This window comes from Paenibacillus tyrphae (genome assembly GCF_024158745.1).
Taxonomy (GTDB): Bacteria; Bacillota; Bacilli; order Paenibacillales; family NBRC-103111; genus Paenibacillus_G; species Paenibacillus_G tyrfis_A.
This window is the reverse complement of record NZ_JAMZAW010000002.1, coordinates 62,482-83,417: the sequence shown is the minus strand read 5'-3', so window position 1 is coordinate 83,417 and position 20,936 is coordinate 62,482. Positions and strand designations below refer to the sequence as shown.

Here is a 20,936-nt window from a genome sequence, read left to right as displayed (position 1 = left end):
CCGTTCGGGGCTTGGCCGACTTCGCCTTACTAAATATATGGCACACTTGTTCGCATTATGCTAAACTATGGATAAATATTTCAAACGCGGGGAGGCGGCCCGGATGGGCGATTTCGTACATTTGCATGTGCACAGCGAATACAGTCTGCTCGACGGTGCCGCGCGCATCGACGATTTGGTCGGCCGTGCGGCCGAACTCGGCATGAAGGCGCTGGCGCTGACGGATCACGGAGTGATGTACGGCGCCATTCCATTTTATAAAGCGTGCAAGCAGCGGGGGATCAAGCCGATTATCGGGTGCGAGGTTTACTTTACTGCGGGCTCCATCCGGCAAAAAGGCAGCCGGCAAGAGCAGCCGATCTATCACCTGATTCTGCTCGCCAAAAATAAAATCGGCTATCAAAATCTGATGAAGCTGTGCTCCATCGGACATTTGGAAGGCTATCACTATAAGCCGCGGATCGATCTGGAGCATCTGGAGCGCTATGCGGAAGGGCTGATCTGCACCAGCTCGTGTCTTGGCAGCGAGGTGTCGCAGCATCTGCTTCACGGGCGCTACGACGAGGCGAAGGCGGCGGCGCTGCGTTACCGGGCGATCTTCGGAGACGATTTCTTTCTGGAGCTGCAGGACCACGGCCTGACAGAGCAAAAGAAAGTGATGCAGGACATGCTCAGGCTTGCCCGCGACACCGGCATTCCGCTGGTCGCGACCAACGACGTGCATTACGTTCGCGAGCCGGACCATGCGGTCCAGGACATCCTCATTTGCATAGGTACGGGCAAAACGGTCGAGGACGAAGGGCGGCTTAAATTTCATACGTCGCAGCTTTATTTGAAGAGTCCGGACGAAATGGCAGAGCTGTTTGCCCATGCGCCAGAGGCGCTCGCCAATACGCTGGAGGTAGCTCTGCGGTGCGATCTCGAGCTCGACTTCGGACAGTTGATTTTGCCGGAATTCGCCCCGATTCCGGGCGGCATGACGGCCGGGACGTATCTTGCCCAGCTTTGCCGGCAGGGCCTTGAGCAGCGGTACGGCGCGGCTGAGGAATGGAACGACGCCGAATGGCGGAACAAGTTGGAAGATCGGCTGCATTACGAGCTGTCCGTCATCGAGCGGATGGGATATTCGGATTATTTTCTGATCGTATGGGACTTCATTCGCTTCGCTCACGAGCAGGGGATCGCGACCGGACCCGGACGGGGGTCGTCGGCGGGGAGCATCGTCGCTTACGTGCTCCGCATCACCGATGTGGACCCGATCCGCTATAACCTGCTGTTCGAACGGTTCCTGAACCCCGAGCGGGTATCGATGCCGGATATCGATATCGACTTCAGTGACCTCCGGCGCGACGAGGTGATCGACTATGTCGTGCACAAGTACGGCCGGGACCGGGTGGCGCAAATTATCACCTTCGGAACGATGGCCGCCAAAGGAGCGGTGCGCGATGTCGGCCGGGTGCTGAACATGCCTTACGGCGAGGTGGACCGCGCCGCCAAGCTGATCCCGCATCAGCTCGGCATAACGCTGGAGGAAGCGCTGCGCACGAGCCCCGACCTGAAATCGCTTGCCGCCAAGCAGCCGAAAACGGCGGAGCTGCTGGAGCTGGCGATGAAGGTGGAGGGGATGCCCCGCCACGCCTCTACCCATGCCGCAGGAGTCATCATTTCGCGCGAGCCGCTGACGCAGTACGTGCCGCTGCAGGAAGGAACCGAGCAGACGGCGCTGACGCAGTATACGATGGAGCATCTGGAAGCGATCGGCCTGCTGAAGATGGACTTTCTCGGACTGCGGACGCTGTCGATCATCGAGCGCACGCTGGAATGGATTTGCGAGCAGACGGGAGCGCCCTTCGACTGGACGAAAGTGCCGGACGACGATCCGGCGACATACGAGCTGCTCAGCCGGGGCGATACGACGGGTATTTTCCAGCTCGAGTCGGCCGGGATGCGCCGCGTGCTGAAGGAGCTGCGGCCGTCGAACTTCGAGGACATCATCTCGGTGCTTGCGCTCTACCGGCCGGGCCCGATGGAATTCATCCCGAAATATATCGCTTGCAAGCACGGGCAGCAGCCGGTGGAATACCCGCATGAGGCGCTGGAGCCGATTCTTCGGGACACGTGCGGGATCATCATTTATCAGGAGCAGATCATGCAGATCGCTTCGAAGATGGCCGGATTCAGCCTCGGCGAAGCGGATTTGCTGCGCCGGGCGGTCAGCAAGAAGAAGCGGGAAGTGCTGGACAAGGAGCGCGACCACTTCGTGAAAGGGAGCCTCAGCCAGGGCTATAGCGAAGCCGAGGCGAACCGGGTATACGACATGATCGTCCGCTTCGCCGACTACGGCTACCCGCGGGCGCATGCGACGGCTTACGGCGTGCTCGCGTTCCAGACGGCGTATCTGAAGGCGCATTACCCCGTACCGTTCATGGCGTCGATGCTGACCGCAGTGACGGGAAGCCATCATAAAATCGCGGAATACGCCGACGAATGCCGCCGCATGGGTATCGCCGTGCTTCCGCCCGACGTGAACGAAAGCGGTTTTCTGTTTACGCCGGTTGCGGCGGAGAGCGGCGGGGCGATTCGCTTCGGCCTCGCGGCGATCAAGAACGTCGGGACGCACGCGATCGAATCGATCATCGCAGAACGCCGTACGGGCGCTTATTCCAGCTTGATCGACTTTTGCCGGCGCGTCGATCTGCGCGTCTGCAACAAGCGCGTGATGGAGTCGCTGATTCAAGGCGGCGCGCTCGATTCGCTGCCGGGCCACCGGTCCCAGCAGCTTGCAATGCTGGAAGATGCCGTCGATGCGGCGGTCAAGTGGCGCAAGGACCGCGAAGATCTGCAGCTTGTGCTCGACGGCTTCACGGAGGAGGTCAGCTGGGAGGTCGAATACCCTCAGATTCCTCCGTTCACACTGACGCAAAAGCTGGAGCTGGAGCGGGAGCTGCTCGGGCTGTACATTTCCGGCAGCCCGCTCGACGACTTCGATGCGGTGCTGCAGAAGCTGGAGACGGACCTGCTGTCCCGGCTTCAGGAGTATCCGGACGGCAGCGACGTCATGGTTGCGGGTCTGGTCATTTCGAACAAAACGATCGTCACGAAAAAAGGCCAGCCGATGGCGTTCATGGAGCTGGAGGACCGTGTCGGCAAGGCGGAGGTCGTGCTGTTCCCGGAAACGTGGAAAAAGTATGCCCCACTGGTGCAGAAGGGCAAGCCCGTGCTGGTCGTCGCCAAGCTTCAGCTCGGGGACGAAGACTACAAGCTGCTGGCCGATCAGCTTATCGCGCTGGACGATCCGCACCTGGAGCAGAAGGCGGTCAAGCCGGCCCCGCTCCCGGCGGGCTCCTCGCGAAGCGGTCAGCGGCGCGCTTCCGGCTTCACGCCCCGCGGCACAGCTTCGGCGGAGGCTGCGCGCGAATCGCGAAGCCGGTACGCGGCGACTTCTCCGGCGGCGGATCAAGCGTCCGGGCCCTCGCCGGGCGGGACGGCGCGGAAGGCTGCGGACCAGCCTGCCCGGGCCGCTGAAGTTGCCGCAGCCCGCGGTCCCCGCGCCGCAACGACGGAGCAGCGCGTCTACATGCGCATCTCCCCGCAGCGCGAGCAGCCGGCGGTGCTGGAATCGCTCAAGCGGCTGATCGCCGGACACGGCGGTCCGTTGCCGGTTGTGCTGTACTACGAGCGGACCCAGAAAACGCTTGGCTTAAGCGACCAATACAAGGTAAAGCCGTCTCCCGAGCTGTTCGCCCGCATCGAGGAATTGCTCGGCAAAGAGAGCGTTAAAGTGAAATAAATCGCGCCTCCCCCGCATACATTTAGTAACCCACACCCAGTCGGCGAGACGTGAGACTCGCCGGTTTGCACGAGTTACGAATGGAACCGGAGGAGGCGTTGTTTTTATGTCCTGCGAACTTATTGTCGAATGTTTGAAGAAGCGCGGCGTAACCGTCGAACGCATAGCGGACATTGTGCGCGAGCTGCAGCTTCCCTATAATCCCGCCCTTTCCGCAGAGGCGTGCATCGAGAGCGTCATGACGGTTCTCCAAAAGCGCGAAGTCCAATACGTGCTTTATACCGGAATCGCGCTGGACGAGCTGGCCGAACGGAAAGGGCTGCCCGAGCCGCTGCAGGGATTGATGGAGATGGACGCGCCCTTGTACGGCGTGGACGAGACCTTGGCGCTCGGCATCGTTCACGTATATGGCATGGTCGGGTTGACTAGCTTCGGTTATTTGGACAAGAAGAAGCCGGGCATCATCCGCGAGCTGAACGACCATCCGAAGCGCATTCACGTTTTTTTGGACGACCTGGTGGCGGGGCTTGCCGCCGCGGCTTCGGCCCGGATCGCGCACAAGCATCAGGACGAGGCGGACGGCCTCTCGCCGCAAACCTGACGTCGAGATTTGCCGAAACGGCGCACATTTTTAAGGATAAAGACCTCCCCTTCCGGCATGCCGAACTTCGGTTGCGGGAAAAAGTGCACTTATGATATCATTATTGCATTATGTTCGGGAGGTCTTTTTTCATGTGGACGGTTATCTATATCGCTCCGACCGCTAAAATCGCTGAAAGAATCAAGCAAAGACTTACGGAAGAAGGCTTCCTTGTTCAAGTCCGCGCTATCAACATGACCAAAAATCAGTTTGAAATCGTCGTTCCCGAAGGCGAATTGGAAGAGGTTCAGGAAGTGCTGAACTCCATTTTGCATAGATCCTAAACAAGTCCCAATACCGCAAGCGAGGTGTAATTGTGCAATTTAAAGACTTGTTTCAGAAAAAAAGAAAATATGCCACGGTTCCTTCCGTGGACAGGACGGCTCCGAACCGGGTGATGGACGGAGCTATCGACGTTCCCGAGGAGCGTCCGAAGCGTGAAATCCCGGAAGGCCTGATGAACAAGTGCCCCAAATGCGGGACGATCCAGTACAACAAAGAGCTTGATAAAAATTTAAAGGTATGTACCGCTTGCGAGTACCATTACAAGCTGAATGCCGTAGAGCGCATCCAGATGACGATGGACGAAGGCCGCTTTGTGGAATTTGACAGCGAGATGGCATCCCAGGACCCGCTCGAATTCCCCGACTACATAGCCAAGTACAACAAGGCGGTTGAGTCTACCGGCATGCAGGACGCTGTCATTACCGGCGAAGGAACGATCGGAGGGTATCCGGTCGTCGTAGCGGTGATGAGCTTCGACTTCATGGGCGGATCGCTCGGATCGGTTGTCGGCGAAAAGGTGACGAACGCGATCGAGCATGCGACCCGGACGAACCGGCCGGTTATCATTTTCTCCACATCGGGCGGCGCGCGGATGCAGGAAAGCATTCTCAGCCTGATGCAAATGGCGAAAACGAGCGCGGCAATTGCCAAGCTGAACGAGCAGGGCGGCCTGTACGTTTCCGTCATTACCGACCCGACCTTCGGCGGCGTCAGCGCGAGCTTCGCGATGCTTGGAGACTACATCATTGCCGAGCCGGGCGCGGCGTTCGGCTTTACCGGCGGACGGGTCATCGAACAGACGATGAGAATCAAGCTGCCGCCAGGCTTCCAGACGGCGGAATTCAACCTGAAGCATGGACAAGTGGACCTGGTCTCGCACCGCAAAGAAATGCGCAGTACGTTGACCCGTCTTCTTAGCATGCACGCGGTAAAGGAGGAAACCGTTAATGGCTAGTGAAATGCCTTTTGAGCAGCCGCTAGTCGAGCTTCGCGCCAAAATCGACGAGCTGCGCAAGTTCGGAGCGGACAAGCAGATCGATTTCTCCGAGGAGATCAAGCGCTTGGAGCAGCGGCTGGAGCAGCTCGAAACGGAATTGTACGCCGGTATGTCGACCCGGCAAAAAATGCAGGTTGCCCGTCATCCGCAACGCCCGACGACGCTTGATTACATTCAGCATCTGTTCACCGACTTCATTGAGCTGCACGGGGACCGTTTATTTGGCGACGACCTGGCCATTGTGGGAGGCATCGCGCGTTTTAACGGCATCCCGGTGACGGTGGTCGGCCATCAGAAAGGGAAAGACACGAAGGACAACATTGCGCGTCACTTCGGCAGCCCGCATCCGGAAGGCTTCCGCAAAGCGCTGCGCTTTATGAAGCAGGCGGACAAGTTCAAGCGCCCGATCATCACGTTCATCGATACGAAAGGCGCTTATCCCGGCAATGCGGCGGAAGAGAGAGGGCAAGGGGAAGCGATCGCCCGGAATCTGATGGAAATGGCGTCCTTGCGGGTACCCGTCTTGTGTGTCGTCATCGGCGAAGGCGGCAGCGGCGGCGCTCTGGCGCTTGGCGTAGGCAACCGCGTATTTATGCTTGAAAATGCGATTTATTCGGTCATCAGTCCGGAAGGCGCGGCCTCGATATTATATAAAGACGCTTCAAAATCGATGGAAGCTGCCGAAGCGATGAAGATTACGGCGGACGAAATTTTGAAGCTCGGCGTTATCGATGAGATCATTCCCGAACCGAAGGGCGGTGCCCATCGGGATGTTGTCCTGCAGGCGGAATCGATTAAGCAAATGTTGTGGACCCACTTGCAGGAATTGCTCAAGATGACGGAGAATGAATTAATAGAAGACCGTTATAACAAATTTAGACAAATCGGTCGGTTCACCACCATCCAGGAGGGAAATCATGCGTAAAACAAAAATTGTGTGTACCATCGGACCGGTCAGCGAATCGCTGGACATGTTCAAGAAGCTCATTGATGCAGGGATGAACGTTGCTCGTCTGAACTTCTCCCACGGCGATTTCGAAGAGCATGGCAACAGAATCAAGAACGTGCGTCAAGCTTGTCAGGAGCTCGGCAAAAGCGTAGCCATTCTGCTTGATACCAAAGGACCGGAAATCCGGACCGGCAAACTGAAGGACGATCAAAAAGTCGAGCTGCTCCAAGACAATCTGATTACTTTAACGACAGAGGAAGTACTCGGCGATGCCGAGCGTGTTTCCATCACATACAGGGACCTTTACAAAGATGTAAAGATCGGTTCCACCATTCTGATCGATGACGGCTTGATCGGACTGACGGTTGAGGATATCCGCGGAACCGATATCGTGTGCCGGATTAAAAACGGCGGACTGCTTGGAGGCAAGAAAGGCGTGAACGTGCCTGGGGTGAAAATCAACCTGCCGGGCATCACGGAAAAAGACGCGAACGATATCATTTTCGGCATTCAGCAGGGAGTGGATTTTATCGCTGCTTCTTTCGTGCGCAAAGCGAGCGACGTCCTTGAAATCCGTGAAATTCTAGACCGCCATAACGCAACGCATATTCAAATCATTTCCAAAATCGAAAACCAGGAAGGCGTAGAAAACCTCGACGAAATTCTGGAGGTATCCGACGGTCTCATGGTAGCGCGCGGCGATCTCGGCGTGGAAATTCCGGCCGAAGACGTGCCGATCGTGCAAAAAGCGATGATCAAAAAATGTAACCAGGTCGGCAAGCCGGTTATTACGGCTACGATGATGCTGGACTCCATGCAGCGCAACCCGCGTCCGACGCGTGCGGAAGCGAGTGACGTGGCGAACGCGATCTTCGACGGTACGGATGCCGTGATGCTGTCCGGTGAAACGGCGGCAGGCAAATATCCGGTAGAGTCCGTTCAGACGATGGCCCGCATCGCCGAGCGTGCGGAAACGGCGCTGGAATACCGTGAAATTTTCATCCGTCAGAGCAATGCGCAGCAGACGACCGTAACCGAGGCGATCAGCCAAGCGGTAGCGAACTCGGCGCTTGATCTGGACGCCAAAGCGATCCTGACTTCCACGGAGAGCGGCTATACGGCGCGTATGGTGTCCAAGTACCGTCCGAAAGCGCCGATTATCGCGGTAACGCCAAACGATCGCGTGCTGCGCCGTCTGTCGCTCGTATGGGGCGTTATCCCGGTGAAGGGCGAGACCTGCACCTCGACGGACCAACTGTTCGAGCATGCCGTAGACGCCAGCGTGAAGGCAGGCCTCGTCAGCTTGGGTGATCTCGTCGTCATCACTGCAGGCGTACCGGTCGGCCGCTCCGGAACGACCAACTTGATCAAAGTTCATCAAATCGGTGAAATGATTGCCAAAGGCCAAGGAATCGGCACGCAAATCGCCACAGGCCACGTCGTGACGGCCCGCTCCGCCGAAGAAGCGAATGCGAAGACGACCGAGGGCTGCATTCTGGTTACCGTAACGACCGATAAAGACTACATGCCGGCCTTCGAGAAAGCGGCGGCAGTGGTTACCGAAACGGGCGGTATTACGTCCCATGCGGCGGTTGTCGGCATCAGCTTGGGCAAACCGGTCATTGTCGGTGTAAACAACGCGCTGGGTATTTTGAAAGACAACGATGAAGTATCCATCTATCCGGAAGTCGGCGTCATCTATTCCGGCCGCGCCCGCGTGCTGTAATAAAGTCGTCGAAGTTTTACAATAGCAGAATAATCGGAGCGAAATCGAACAGCGGTTTCGCTCCTTTGCTTTACAAGTATCTTCCATGGGAATTCAGGAGGTTTGTATGCAGCATACTTTACGCGTCCGCTATCAGGAGACGGACCAGATGGGCGTCGTATATCACGCCAACTATTTGAATTGGTTTGAAGTTGGCCGGACCGAGATGATCCGCGAGCTGGGTATGCCTTATCAAGCGCTGGAAACCCGCGGCCTGCTGCTGCCGGTGATCGAAGCGGACCTGAAATTCCGCTCGCCCGCCCGTTACGACGATCTGGTGACGATAGATACCAAAGTTGTCGAGTTGACGAGTCTTCGGATCCGGTTCGCTTACGAAATTAAACGCGGCGAGGAGCTGCTGGTCACCGGGGGAACGCAGCACGTCTGGTTGAACCAGGATTGGAAGCCGGTGCGGATCGACAGAGAAGTGCCGGATTTATATGCCCTCCTTGCCAAAGCCATGGGCTGAAGTGCATCTCGAATTCCGCTAACCTAAAAAATAATGAAGGACTTGGCCTTTCTTGGTCAGGTCCTATTCCTTTTTATGCTATATTTACCAAAATGATTCGTCCCTATTGTATAATTTAAGTACAAGCGAAGGATTGAACGATCAAAGGAGAGAGGCACGATGGAACTGCGTCATTTGCGATACTTCGTTACCGTTGCGGAGGAGCTGCATTTTGGCCGGGCGGCTGCACGCCTCAATATGGCGCAGCCCCCGTTAAGCCAGCAAATCCGCAAGCTGGAGGAAGAGCTCGGATTCTCGTTATTTTCCCGAAGCAAGCAGCATGTCGAATTAACGGACGCGGGGAAAGTGTTCCTAGAGGAGTCGCGGTCGGCGTTAGCGCGTGTGGAGCAAGCGCGCGAGGCGGCGGAGAAAGCGAGCCGGGGGCAAACGGGCAGACTGGCGATCGGCTTTGTCGGTTCGGCGACCTATCACATCGTTCCGCTGCTGCAGCAGTATCGGCTGCGTTTTCCTTCGGTGGAATTGAAGCTTCATCAAATGAAGAGCGGGAGCCAGTTGCAAGCGCTGCATGAAAAAAGCATCCATCTTGGAATTGTGCGCAACTCGATTCACAGTCCGCATTTAAATACGGAGCTGTTTATGCGCGAGCCGTTTATGGCGGTGCTTCCTGAAGCGCATCCGCTGGCCGGCCGACAATCGCTTAGCGTGCGCGATCTGGAGCACGAGCCTTTTATTTTGTCTCCCAGGCAAAACGGTTCGACCTATCACGATGCGATCATCCATTTATGCTATAAAGCCGGATTTTCGCCTAATGTTGCGCTGGAAGCGCCTGAAATTTTAACCGTTGTCGCCTTCGTAGCCGAAGGGATGGGGGTCGCTTTAGTTCCCGCGTCTTTTCGGCACCAGCAAAATCAAGGGGTCGTTTACCGGGATATTCGGGAAGCCGCCGTTTTGGAAACGGCGTTTATTTGGCGGAAAGACGAGACGTCGCAAGTGCTGCACGAATTTTTAAAGCTCAGCCAAGCGTTCGGCGGTTGAACGAGCGTCCGGTTGCCCGGCTTGATACGTTCTGCGTATCAGGAAGGACTTAACGGATATTGGACGTGATTTCCAGCGGGTCGATATACTGTAGGGGCAAAGCCAAACCATCGGGAGGAGCGAAAGAACGATGAGCGGATCATTCCAGCCCGGCCTTGAAAACGTTATCGCGAGCGAAACTGAAATTTCTTATTTGGATGTCGAAAAAGAACAAATTGTGCTGCGGGGTTACGATCTTATCGAATTGGCCAAAACCGTTACTTATTTGGACGTCGTTTCGTTAATGCTTGACGGCAGCCTGCCTACACCCGAATGGCGCAATGCTCTCGAGCTCAGCCTCAAGACGGAGTACGGACTGCCGGAGGATGCGCTGACGATCCTGCGCCTGCTTCCGCAGCAGACGCATCTGATGGATGCGCTGAGAACGGGCATTTCCGCCATTGCCGGCTATGATCAGGATATCGAGGACCGGTCGCGGGAAGCGAATTACTGCAAATCGATCCGGCTGCTGGCTAAGGTGCCGCAGATCGTGGCGGCCAGCTATCATGCGTCCATGCGGCAGCCTCTGGTGGAACCCCGCCAAGACCTTTCGTACAGCGCCAACTTCTTGTACATGATTACAGGGAAGGTTCCTTCCGAGATGGAAGAGAAGACGTTTGATCAGTCGCTGATTGTATACAGCGAGCATGAAATGCCCAACTCCACCTTTGCCGCACGCGTCATTGCTTCCACGCAGGCCGATCTGTACGGGGCGCTGACCGGCGCCGTCGCTTCGCTGAAAGGAACGCTGCATGGCGGAGCGAACGAAGCGGTGATGAAGATGCTGCTGGAAGCGGGAGATGAGGACAGGATGGAGCCGCTGATCCTCGGCAAATTGACCCGCAAGGAACGCATCATGGGCTTCGGCCACCGGGTGTACATGAAGAAGCCGGACCCGCGCGCGATGCTGATGAAAGAGGCGTTAGCCGCGCTGGCGTCAGCCAAAAACGAAGAGAAGCTGTACCGCATGTGCGTCATCGGCGAAGAGGTGATGAACCGCGAAAAAGGATTGTATCCGAACCTCGATTACTATGCCGCGCCGGTTTATTATTTGCTGGGTATTCCGATCGATCTGTTTACCCCGGTCTTTCTCGCCGCCCGGACGGTTGGCGTCTGCGCACACGTGATGGAGCAGCATGCGAACAACCGGCTTTTCCGGCCACGTGTCCTGTACAAGGGACCGCGCGATCTGCATCCCAATTCGGCCTCGGTCGGCTCATAACTAGCGGGAGGAGACATCGATATGGCAGCAAACCCATCTATGGCCTATGAACAAGGACGAACCGCATCCGCTGCGGATCAACTATTAGTGGATATCGCGGATTACGCGCTTGCATACGAAGTCCAAAGTCCGGAAGCCCGGCGCATTGCACAGCACGTCGTATTGGACTCGCTCGGCACCGGCATTTTGGCGCTGCGCTTTCCGGAATGCGTGAAGCATCTCGGACCCGTCGTGCCGGGCGTCACCGTGCCTCACGGCTGCCGGGTGCCGGGAACCCGCTATGAGCTCGATCCCGTACACGGGGCGTTTAATATCGGGTGCATGATCCGTTGGCTCGACTACAACGATACATGGCTGGCCGCCGAATGGGGCCACCCTTCGGATAATCTGGGCGGTATTTTGGCGGTAGCCGACTATCTCAGCCGCGTCCGGATCGCAGAAGGCAAAGCCCCTTTGCGGATGCGGGACGTGCTGGACGCCGCCGTGAAGGCGCACGAAATTCAAGGAGTGCTCGCCCTCGAAAACAGCTTCAACCGGGTGGGGCTGGATCACGTGCTGCTGGTGAAGATCGCTTCAACGGCCGTCGTTACGGCGATGCTGGGCGGCACCCGGGACGAGGTGATCAACGCGCTTTCCAATGCTTGGCTGGACGGCGGCAGCTTGCGCACGTACCGGCACGCGCCGAATACGGGATCGCGCAAATCGTGGGCGGCCGGAGATGCGACCAGCCGCGCAGTCCGTCTGGCCCTCATGGCCGTCAACGGCGAAATGGGGTACGCCACCGCGCTTTCGGCCAAAACGTGGGGCTTCCAGGACGTTTTGTTCCAAGGCAAGCCGCTGAAGCTTGCGCGCCCGTTCGGCTCTTACGTGATGGAGAACGTATTGTTTAAAATTTCCTTCCCGGCCGAATTCCACGCCCAGACCGCCGTCGAATGCGCCTTTGCGCTGCATCCGCAGATCAAGGACCGGCTGGATCAGATCGACCGGATTACGATCACGACGCATGAATCGGCCATCCGCATCATCGATAAGAAAGGCCCGCTGCATAACCCGGCGGACCGGGACCACTGCCTTCAATACATGGTGGCGGTAGGCTTGCTGCATGGCGAGTTGACGGCGGAGCATTATGAGGATGAGGCGGCCGGCGATCCGCGAATCGATGCGCTTCGGGACAAGATGGTCGTCACGGAAAATGCGCAGTACAGTCGGGATTACCTCGACCCGGACAAACGGTCGATTGCCAATGCGATCCAAATCGGGTTCACGGACGGAACGGAGACAGCGAACGTGGAATGCGAATACCCGATCGGTCACCGCAGACGCCGGGCCGAAGGACTGCCGAAGGTCATCGATAAGTTCGAAGCCAATCTGCTGACGAGGTTTCCTAAGTCAAAAGCGGCGCAAATCCTCGAACTGTCGCTTGACTTGGAGCGGTTGGAGCAAATGCCGGTAAATGAATACATGAATCTGTACGTCATTTAGTTTAACGGTAAGGCTGCGGAATACGACTTCCCGGGAGGAGTAGCGATGGCATGGTTGATGGAGCAAGAGAAGGACCAACGGGAGCTGGCGGCCGCTTTTCGCAAACGGATGGAAGCCGGCCCGATTCTCAAAATTCCCGGTACACACGACGGGATGGCGGCCAGAATAGCGAGGCAGGTCGGCTTCGAAGCGCTTTATTTGTCCGGCGCCGCCTATACGGCCAGCCGGGGCTTGCCGGATCTCGGGCTGATTTATTCGAATGAAGTCGCGGAACGGGCCCGCGAGCTCGTCCGTGCTTCCATGCTTCCGCTGCTGGTCGATATCGATACCGGCTTCGGCGGCATTTTGAACGTAGCCCGGACGGCCAAGGAAATGGTCGAAGCCAAGGCTGCCGCCGTCCAGATCGAGGATCAGGAAATGCCGAAGAAATGCGGCCACTTGAACGGCAAAAAGCTCGTTTCAAGCGAAGAAATGATGCAAAAAATCAAGACGATCAAGGAAATCAGCCCTTCGGTGGTTGTCATTGCCCGCACGGATGCCAAAAGCGTAGAAGGCTTCGATGCGGCGGTAGACCGGGCCAAGCATTATTTATCGGCGGGAGCGGACGGGATTTTTCCGGAGGCGCTGGAGAGCGAGGAGGAATTCAAGCGGTTCCGAGCTGCCATCGATGTGCCGCTGCTGGCGAACATGACGGAGTTCGGAAGAACGCCGTATTATACCGCAGAGCAGTTCGAGGCTTGGGGCTTCAATATGGTCATATATCCGGTAACCTCGCTGCGGGTAGCGGCCAAAGCCTACGAGCGCGTTTTTTCGGAAATCAGCCGCACCGGGACGCAAGCGGGATCGCTCCAGGACATGCAAACCCGCAGGGAGCTGTACGATACGATCCGATATTACGATTACGAAGTCTTGGACGGGAAAATCGCTAAAACCGTCCTGCCGCCAACCGAATAGCTCCTTTGATTTCCAACGATTGTAACGTGAAGAGTTCCTGAAGAGGCTAGTTCCTTCGGGAGCTCTTTTCGTTGTATAATGATAAAGCTCTTTATGAATCCCCTAGGGAGAAGATTTAGGTGTATTTTCCCTTGCGTTTACATAAAATTAACAAAAAGAGCACGTTCTCTTAACATTGTCGAATTACGATGTAGAAAGCAATCGAAATGAAGCTAAACGGTGAATGACCATGGAGGGTTTACTACCTTATGAAGGATATTGCCGCACGTGAGACCGCCAACCATTATCTGAACCGCGATTTAAGCTGGGTCGAGTTCAACTGGCGTGTGCTGGAGGAGGCGCAGGACCCCGAGACGCCGCTGCTTGAACGCGTCAAATTTTTATCGATCGTTTCTTCCAATTTAGACGAGTTTATGAGCGTCCGCGTAGCCGGCGTCAAAGATCAGATCAAAGCGGGCCATACGAAAAAAGATTTCACCGGCTATACGCCCGCCGGATTGTTCAAACGCGTCATGAAGCGCTCCTCCAAAATGGTAACGGAGCAATACAAGACGTACCGGGATATTATCCGGCTGCTTGGCAAAGAAGGCATTATTTTTACCGAATACGACGATTTGAACGTAGCCCAGCGCAAGGCGATGGACGAATATTACCACGATATCGTCTTTCCTGTGCTGACGCCGATGGCGGTCGACCAGTCGCGGCCTTTTCCGCTGGTGCGGACCCAGGCTTTATATTTGGCGGTCGTGCTGATGAAGGAAGGGGACGATCCGGAGGACGAACCGTATTTTGCGATCCTTCAGGTGCCGTCCAATTTAAGCCGTTGCCTTGCGGTGCCCGGACGAACCAACAGCAAGAAGCGCGAATTCATTCTCATGGAAGATCTCATCGAAAAGCATATACATACGCTGTTCAGCGGCTATATTCCAATGTCGGTCCATGCGTTCCGGCTGACACGCAACGCGGACTTGACGCTGAACGAGGAAGGCGCCGAGGATTTGCTGGAGGAGATCGAAATCCAGCTCCGCAAGCGGCGTTGGGGGACGCCGGTCCGGCTTGAGGTGCAGAAGGGCATTCACCCGTATGCGCTGGAGCAGCTGACGGAGGAGTTCGAGATTGTCGAGAATATTTTTGAAATCGACGGGCCGCTTGATCTGACGTATTTTATGAAAATGGCGTCGGCGCTCCAAGGCTTCGATCATTTGCGCTATGCCCCGATCCAACCGGTCTATCCTTCCGAGCTGGACGATGTCGAGGATCTGTTCGCCAAGCTGAGGCAGCAGGATGTGCTGGTGTATCACCCTTACGAGTCGTTCGATGCCGTCACCGATTTTGTGCTTCAAGCGGCTTACGATCCGCAAGTGCTCGCTATTAAAATGACGCTGTACCGGGTCAGCGGGAATTCCCCGCTGATTCAAGGACTTGCCCGTGCGGCGGAGTCCGGCAAGCAGGTCACGGTCGTAGTGGAGCTGAAGGCGCGGTTTGACGAAGAGCGCAACATCGCTTGGGCGCGCAAGCTGGAGCAGGCGGGCTGCCACGTCGTTTACGGGCTCGTGGGGCTGAAGACGCATGCCAAGATTACGCTGGTCGTCCGGCAGGAAGCGGACGGGCTGAGGCGGTACGTGCACGTGGGCACGGGGAATTACAATGATAATACGGCAAGATTGTATACCGATGTCGGCTTGTTTACTTCGCATAAGGAGATCGGGGAGGACGCTTCCGCGTTGTTCAACGAGGTGACCGGGTATTCGGCGCCGCACAATTGGAAAGCGTTCGGCGTGGCGCCTACGGACATGATGGATAAGCTCTTCGAGAAAATCCGCCGCGAAGCGAAGCACGCCGCCGAAGGCAAGCCGGCGCGGATCATTGCCAAGTTCAACTCGCTCTCAAACCAGCAGATGGTCGACGAGCTGTATGCGGCCTCGCAGGCGGGGGTCGAGATCGATCTGATCGTGCGCGGCGTATGCTGCCTGCGGCCCGGTGTTCCGGGACTGAGCGAGCGGATAACGGTACGCAGCATTGTGGACCGCTTCTTGGAGCACTCGCGCATTTTTTATTTCGAGAACGGCGGGGAGCCGGAAGTGTATATCGCCAGCGCGGACTGGATGACCCGGAACCTGACGCGGCGTGTCGAGCTGATGTGCCCCGTATTTGACAAAAGCATCCAGCAGTCGCTGATCAATATATTGCGGCTCAGCCTGAAGGATAACGTGAAGGCGCGGCAGCTCCAACCGAACGGCATGTACGAGCATGTCCGCGCGGAAGGAAGCGGGCCGCAGCTTCGCAGTCAATTTGCAGCGATGCGCATCAGTTCGTGGAAAACGACGACTCGTGAACTTTGAGCTGCTGTCCCCATGTATTTTTAAATTCTTTTTGCAGTCCAAGGACCTCTCTGTATTCCGCAGAGGGGTCGTGCTTTGCTTTCAGCCGCAAATGCAGCGCCTTGCTCTCCGAGAACACAGTCGTCACTTCCAACGCCTGCGTCTCGCTAATATCGAGAGCGACGGCGAGCTTAAGCAGCGTGCCAAGCTTAGCGATCAGGTCGGTGTCGGTTTTTTTCAAAATATCCTTGTGATGCTGCACGGCCTGCTGGGTCCGTGCTTTTGTTTTGTACGAAGCGGCCAAGGCACAAATCAGAATTTCGCGGTGGGTCAGACCGTCGATGCGCGTGTGCGCAATCATGTGGAAGGAATGCTTCGGATACTGGTAATAGCTAAGCGAAGCGCCGATCCGGTACAGCTTGGCCGCGATGATCAGACACAGCCGCACGCGCGGATCGAAGCGGTGCCTTCCCGCCTCCGTCAAGGCATCGAACAGCTTCAAGGCCGTCCGGCTCACCTGCGAGAGATGCGCCCGGGGGGCCGTCGAATGAAGGGCAAGCAGGTTGTCTGCGCTTCGCTCCGCCATATGCTTCAATTCCGTGTCGGCAGGGTAGAAGCTTTCAAAGAACAGACCGTCCCGCAGGCCCGCGCCGCTGACAACATAGTGCGAAGCGCCGGCTGCCTGAAAGATCGTCTGAAGAATCAGCAGTCCCGGGACGATAATATCGTAGCGGTCTTTGGACAGACCGTCGATTTTTTTGCGTTTTTCTCCGGACATAAGCGGGAGCCAGGCGGCGAGCTCGTCCACTTCGGCGGCGGGGATCGAATAATTATGCGTAAGCGGCAAGGAATATTTGCGCTTGCGCTGATTGATTTTGCATAGCGTCCGGACGCCGCCTCCGAGCCCGACGAGAGGCAGGCCGGGAGCCTGTCGAATCCAGGGCTCGCGGGCAATCGCGTCCTCGACCATTTGACGGATGCCCCGCAGCTGTTCTTCTTGGAATTCGCCGTTTGGCGCAAATTTGCGCGTCGTATTGACCGCCCCGAAAGGAAACGATACGCTGCGGATCAAGGTGCGGTCGCGGAAGAGCGAAATTTCGGTGCTTCCCCCGCCGATGTCGACAAGAAAGCCGTCAGCAATATCCATCGTCTGGATCATGCCCAAGAAACCGAGTCTGGCTTCGTCCTCCCCGGACAGCAGCTCGACGTGAAATCCGCTTTCGCGGCCCAGCGTGTCCAGAATCTCTTGAGAATTTGCGGCGTTGCGGATGGCCGCCGTGGCGGCTACCCGGTATTCGGTCACTTCGTGAGCGTAACATATCCGTTTAAAATGCGACAAGATCTGCACGATCACCTGAATATCCGCTTGCGCCAATGTCCCGTCGGCGCCAATCCGCTGGCTCAAACGTGCGGATTCCTTGAATTCTCCGATCACGCGGTACGCTCCGTCCGTCGTCTGTTCGTTCACGGCCAACCGGATCGAGTTGGAGCCGATGTCAATGATGCCGATTCGCCGGCTGTTGTTCATGGCTGGTCCTCCTGCTAACGGGTGAAAGTTAGTTTTATTTTACCGTTACGGCAGATGGAAGTCCACTGATCCGCCTTCGATAACCTCCCCCTAAGGGGCAAAGGAAATATGCTGCAAAATAGATCTGATTACAAAAAAAGTACCAATGAAAAATATTACGAGGACCAACATCGATATAATCATTATTTTCTCGAACAGGCTGTAATTTTTCAAAATTTACCACCCCTGCCTCGAATGTACCAACGAATTGCGAATCAGAAAAGTACTATGTTGATTTAATACCTATCTAAAATAAAGCCGCCCAACTGGATTCATTATGATTTTTTATGAGTTAATATGAGTATAATGAAACTGGATAGATCCTTTACGGATGGGGGTTTGCCGGTTTGAGTACATACGGTTCAGTCCGCAGATAGCATCTGTTTATTGTGCTGATAATGAACTTTTATGTCTGAATTTGTTCACTTTAGTTTCTAAATACTTTATATTAGAATTATGTGAATTCGAACGCAAAAGGAGAGATTATCTTGACTGCTACCAAAGGTTTGGAAGGAATTGTAGCCACAACGTCCTCCATCAGCTCCATTATAGACGGTGTGCTCACCTATCGCGGCATCAATATCGACGACCTTGCAGAGAACGCCACGTTCGAAGAGGTCGTATACTTGTTATGGTACGGCAAGCTTCCTAATCGCTCCGAACTGGATCAATTAACCAAAGATCTGAGCGACAACGCTTCGGTTCCTGCCGAAGTGATCGAACAAATCAAGCTGTACCCGAAAGACGTCAATTCCATGGCCGCGCTTCGTACCGCCGTTTCCAGCTTGGCGCTGTACGATGACGAGGCGAACGATATGACTCCGGAATCCAACCTCCGCAAAGCGATCAAGCTGCAAGCGCAGCTGCCGACGATCATAGCAGCATTCGCTCGCATCCGCCAAGGCCAAGAGCCAATCGCGCCGAAATCCTGTGCTTCCGTTGCCGAGAACTTCTTGTATATGCTCACGGGCAAACAACCGGAAGCCATCGCCATCCAGGCTCTGGACAAAGCTTTGGTGCTTCATGCCGACCACGAGCTGAACGCTTCGACGTTCGCTGCGCGCGTAACCGTTGCGACGCTGTCCGATATTTATTCGGGCGTGACGTCCGCGATCGGCGCGCTCAAAGGCCCGCTGCACGGCGGCGCCAACGAAGCGGTTATGGCGATGCTCGAAGAAATCGGTACGGCGGACAACGTGACCAGCTATATCAACGATAAGCTGGCCAATAAGGAGAAAATTATGGGCTTCGGCCATCGCGTTTATAAAAACGGCGATCCGCGCGCGAAGCATCTTCAAAAAATGTCCCAGGAGCTCGGTAAAATTACCGGCAACATGAACTGGTACGACATGTCCATTCAAATCGAAGAGATCGTCACCGGGCAAAAAGGATTGAAGCCGAACGTAGACTTCTACTCCGCTTCCGTCTACACGTCGCTCGAAATTCCGCGCGACTTGTTCACGCCGATCTTCGCGATCAGCCGTACGTCCGGATGGACGGCACACATTCTCGAGCAATTCGATAATAACCGCCTCATTCGTCCGCGCGCCGAATATACGGGACCGTCGCACCAAGCCTTCGTTCCGATCGAGCAGCGCTAATCCGGCTGGGATGCCCGCACCTGCGGGAAGCAATAGAAAAGCAGCTCTCCTACGGGCGGCTGCGGCGTTACCGGTCTTCTGAGAAGGGGACGTGCGCCGCTGCTCCCGTATATTTTTGACATCATCATCCCTATTCCACGGAGCTTGTTGCAACGGCTCCAAACCATTCCAAGGAGGCTTACCTATTCATGGCACAATTCGAACAATACGCACTTCCGACTGAAGGCGAACGCATCACCATCACGAACGGCAAACTGAACGTTCCGAACAATCCGATCATTCCTTTCATCGAAGGCGACGGCACAGGTCCGGACATTTGGGCGGCTTCCAAGCGCGTATTGGATGCAGCGGTAGAGAAAGCATACAAAGGCGAGAAAAAAATTGCATGGTACGAAGTTTTTGCAGGCGAGAAAGCCTTCAACAAATACAATAACTGGCTGCCGAACGATACGTTGACGGCAATCCGCGAATACATCGTAGCGATCAAAGGACCTCTGACGACGCCAATCGGCGGCGGTATCCGTTCCCTGAACGTTGCGCTTCGCCAAGAGCTGGATCTGTACGTGTGCTCCCGCCCGGTTCGTTACTTCAAAGGCGTGCCTTCCCCGGTTAAACGTCCTGAGCTGGTGGACATGGTTATTTTCCGTGAAAACACCGAAGACATCTATGCCGGTATCGAATGGGCCGCAGGTTCCGACGAAGTGAAAAAAGTGCTTGCTTTCCTGCAAAACGAAATGGGCGTGAAAAAGATCCGCTTCCCGGAAACGTCCGGTATCGGAATCAAGCCGGTATCTTCCGAAGGCTCGAAGCGTCTGATCCGCGCCGCGATCGAATATGCGATCCAGCATAACCGCAAGAGCGTGACCCTGGTACATAAAGGAAACATCATGAAGTTCACCGAGGGTGCGTTCAAAAACTGGGGCTACGAGCTCGCCGAGCAAGAGTTTGGCGACAAAACGTTTACTTGGGCTCAGTACGACAAAATTAAAGAAGAGCAAGGCGTTGACGCGGCGAACAAAGCGCAAAAAGACGCAGAAGCTGCTGGCAAAATCATCGTGAAAGACGCGATTGCCGACATCGCTCTGCAGCAAGTGCTTACTCGTCCGACCGACTTCGACGTCATCGCCACGCTCAACCTGAACGGTGACTACCTGTCCGACGCTCTGGCTGCTCAAGTCGGTGGTATCGGTATCGCACCAGGTGCAAATATTAACTACGTAACCGGTCATGCGATCTTCGAAGCAACGCATGGTACGGCTCCGAAATACGCAGGTCTCGACGTTGTTAACCCGGGCTCCGTTATTCTGTCCGGCGTTATGATGCTAGAGCACCTGGGCTGGCTGGAAGCGGCTGACCTGATCTACAAAGGAATGGAAACGGCAATCAACAACAAAACGGTAACTTACGACTTCGCTCGTCTGATGGAAGGCGCAACCGAAGTTAAATGCTCCGCGTTTGCCGACGAGATCATCAAAAACTTCTAACCCTCGGAGAATCTAACCCTCCAAACCTCCCTTACAAGGGAGGCCCCAGGGGTTTCGGCCCCTGGACGACGAAAGTTGTCGGTAACAGGGTAGAGGCGCACCCATGTGGCGTTTGAGAATGGAGCGCGTTTGTCTGCGGGCGGCCCGGCTGAAGCCAGGCGCCCGCAGACACGCTTTCATGCGTGCCGGGGCGTTTATGTGTTAGGTTGGTGTAGGAACGCGTTTGTTCTTGTGCACACGAGCTGGCGCCGTGCTGCACAAGAACACGCTTCCATGCGTCATTGATAAAGATTAAGCCGAAGTCATATGCTAATTCCCGAAATTGAAACATAAAAT

General features: G+C 55.9%; 15 protein-coding genes. 14 read left to right on the top strand and 1 reads right to left on the bottom strand.

Annotated elements, in window-relative coordinates:
• The first annotated feature begins 103 nt into the window (after nt 1-103).
• From NI000_RS02915 to ppk1, 12 genes are all read left to right on the top strand, one after another.
• Nucleotides 104-3,790 carry a DNA polymerase III subunit alpha gene (locus NI000_RS02915; protein ID WP_253407556.1) on the top strand — a complete coding sequence of 1,229 codons (3,687 nt, stop codon included), beginning with the start codon at nt 104-106 and terminating at the stop codon, nt 3,788-3,790.
• Between the two features lie 106 nt (nt 3,791-3,896).
• A complete protein-coding gene (locus NI000_RS02910) occupies nt 3,897-4,391 on the top strand; it encodes a phosphatidylglycerophosphatase A family protein (protein ID WP_253407555.1) in 495 nt (164 codons plus the stop codon).
• A gap of 131 nt (nt 4,392-4,522) precedes the next feature.
• Nucleotides 4,523-4,714 (top strand): hypothetical protein, encoded by a 192-nt coding sequence (locus NI000_RS02905; RefSeq protein ID WP_010496159.1) that lies wholly within the window; start codon nt 4,523-4,525, stop codon nt 4,712-4,714.
• Nucleotides 4,715-4,746: 32 nt separating this feature from the next.
• Nucleotides 4,747-5,670 (top strand): acetyl-CoA carboxylase, carboxyltransferase subunit beta, encoded by a 924-nt coding sequence (accD, locus tag NI000_RS02900; RefSeq protein WP_253407553.1) that lies wholly within the window; start codon nt 4,747-4,749, stop codon nt 5,668-5,670.
• Nucleotides 5,663-6,637 carry an acetyl-CoA carboxylase carboxyl transferase subunit alpha gene (locus NI000_RS02895; RefSeq protein ID WP_253407552.1) on the top strand — a complete coding sequence of 325 codons (975 nt, stop codon included), beginning with the start codon at nt 5,663-5,665 and terminating at the stop codon, nt 6,635-6,637. Before accD ends, NI000_RS02895 begins: the two co-directional genes overlap by 8 nt.
• A complete protein-coding gene (gene pyk / locus NI000_RS02890; RefSeq protein ID WP_253407551.1) occupies nt 6,630-8,387 on the top strand; it encodes a pyruvate kinase in 1,758 nt (585 codons plus the stop codon). Before NI000_RS02895 ends, pyk begins: the two co-directional genes overlap by 8 nt.
• A 106-nt stretch (nt 8,388-8,493) precedes the next feature.
• On the top strand, nt 8,494-8,895 hold the full coding sequence (locus tag NI000_RS02885; RefSeq protein ID WP_082420643.1) for an acyl-CoA thioesterase: 402 nt from the start codon (nt 8,494-8,496) through the stop codon (nt 8,893-8,895).
• 159 nt (nt 8,896-9,054) lie between these two features.
• Nucleotides 9,055-9,930: a LysR family transcriptional regulator gene (locus NI000_RS02880; RefSeq protein WP_253407549.1), complete on the top strand. Its 876-nt coding sequence runs from the start codon at nt 9,055-9,057 to the stop codon at nt 9,928-9,930.
• A gap of 130 nt (nt 9,931-10,060) precedes the next feature.
• Nucleotides 10,061-11,191 (top strand): citrate synthase, encoded by a 1,131-nt coding sequence (mmgD, locus tag NI000_RS02875; protein ID WP_253407547.1) that lies wholly within the window; start codon nt 10,061-10,063, stop codon nt 11,189-11,191.
• Nucleotides 11,192-11,212: 21 nt separating this feature from the next.
• On the top strand, nt 11,213-12,673 hold the full coding sequence (locus NI000_RS02870) for a bifunctional 2-methylcitrate dehydratase/aconitate hydratase (protein ID WP_301292307.1): 1,461 nt from the start codon (nt 11,213-11,215) through the stop codon (nt 12,671-12,673).
• Nucleotides 12,674-12,718: 45 nt separating this feature from the next.
• On the top strand, nt 12,719-13,627 hold the full coding sequence (gene prpB / locus NI000_RS02865; RefSeq protein WP_253407545.1) for a methylisocitrate lyase: 909 nt from the start codon (nt 12,719-12,721) through the stop codon (nt 13,625-13,627).
• A 248-nt stretch (nt 13,628-13,875) separates the two neighbouring features.
• The gene (ppk1, locus tag NI000_RS02860) at nt 13,876-15,969 is read left to right on the top strand and encodes a polyphosphate kinase 1 (RefSeq protein WP_253407543.1); all 2,094 of its coding nucleotides are present in this window, start codon (nt 13,876-13,878) and stop codon (nt 15,967-15,969) included.
• On the opposite strand, the gene NI000_RS02855 is transcribed toward ppk1, so the two are convergent.
• The gene (locus tag NI000_RS02855) at nt 15,935-17,476 is read right to left on the bottom strand and encodes a Ppx/GppA phosphatase family protein (RefSeq protein WP_253407541.1); all 1,542 of its coding nucleotides are present in this window, start codon (nt 17,474-17,476) and stop codon (nt 15,935-15,937) included. The genes ppk1 and NI000_RS02855 overlap by 35 nt on opposite strands.
• 527 nt (nt 17,477-18,003) lie before the next feature.
• Here NI000_RS02855 and citZ point away from each other — a divergent pair.
• Together citZ and icd are read left to right on the top strand one after the other, a co-directional pair.
• Nucleotides 18,004-19,116: a citrate synthase gene (citZ, locus tag NI000_RS02850; RefSeq protein WP_253407539.1), complete on the top strand. Its 1,113-nt coding sequence runs from the start codon at nt 18,004-18,006 to the stop codon at nt 19,114-19,116.
• 188 nt (nt 19,117-19,304) lie between these two features.
• Nucleotides 19,305-20,600, top strand: a complete 1,296-nt coding sequence (gene icd, locus NI000_RS02845) for an NADP-dependent isocitrate dehydrogenase (RefSeq protein ID WP_216797711.1) — start codon at nt 19,305-19,307, stop codon at nt 20,598-20,600.
• Nucleotides 20,601-20,936 lie beyond the last annotated feature (336 nt).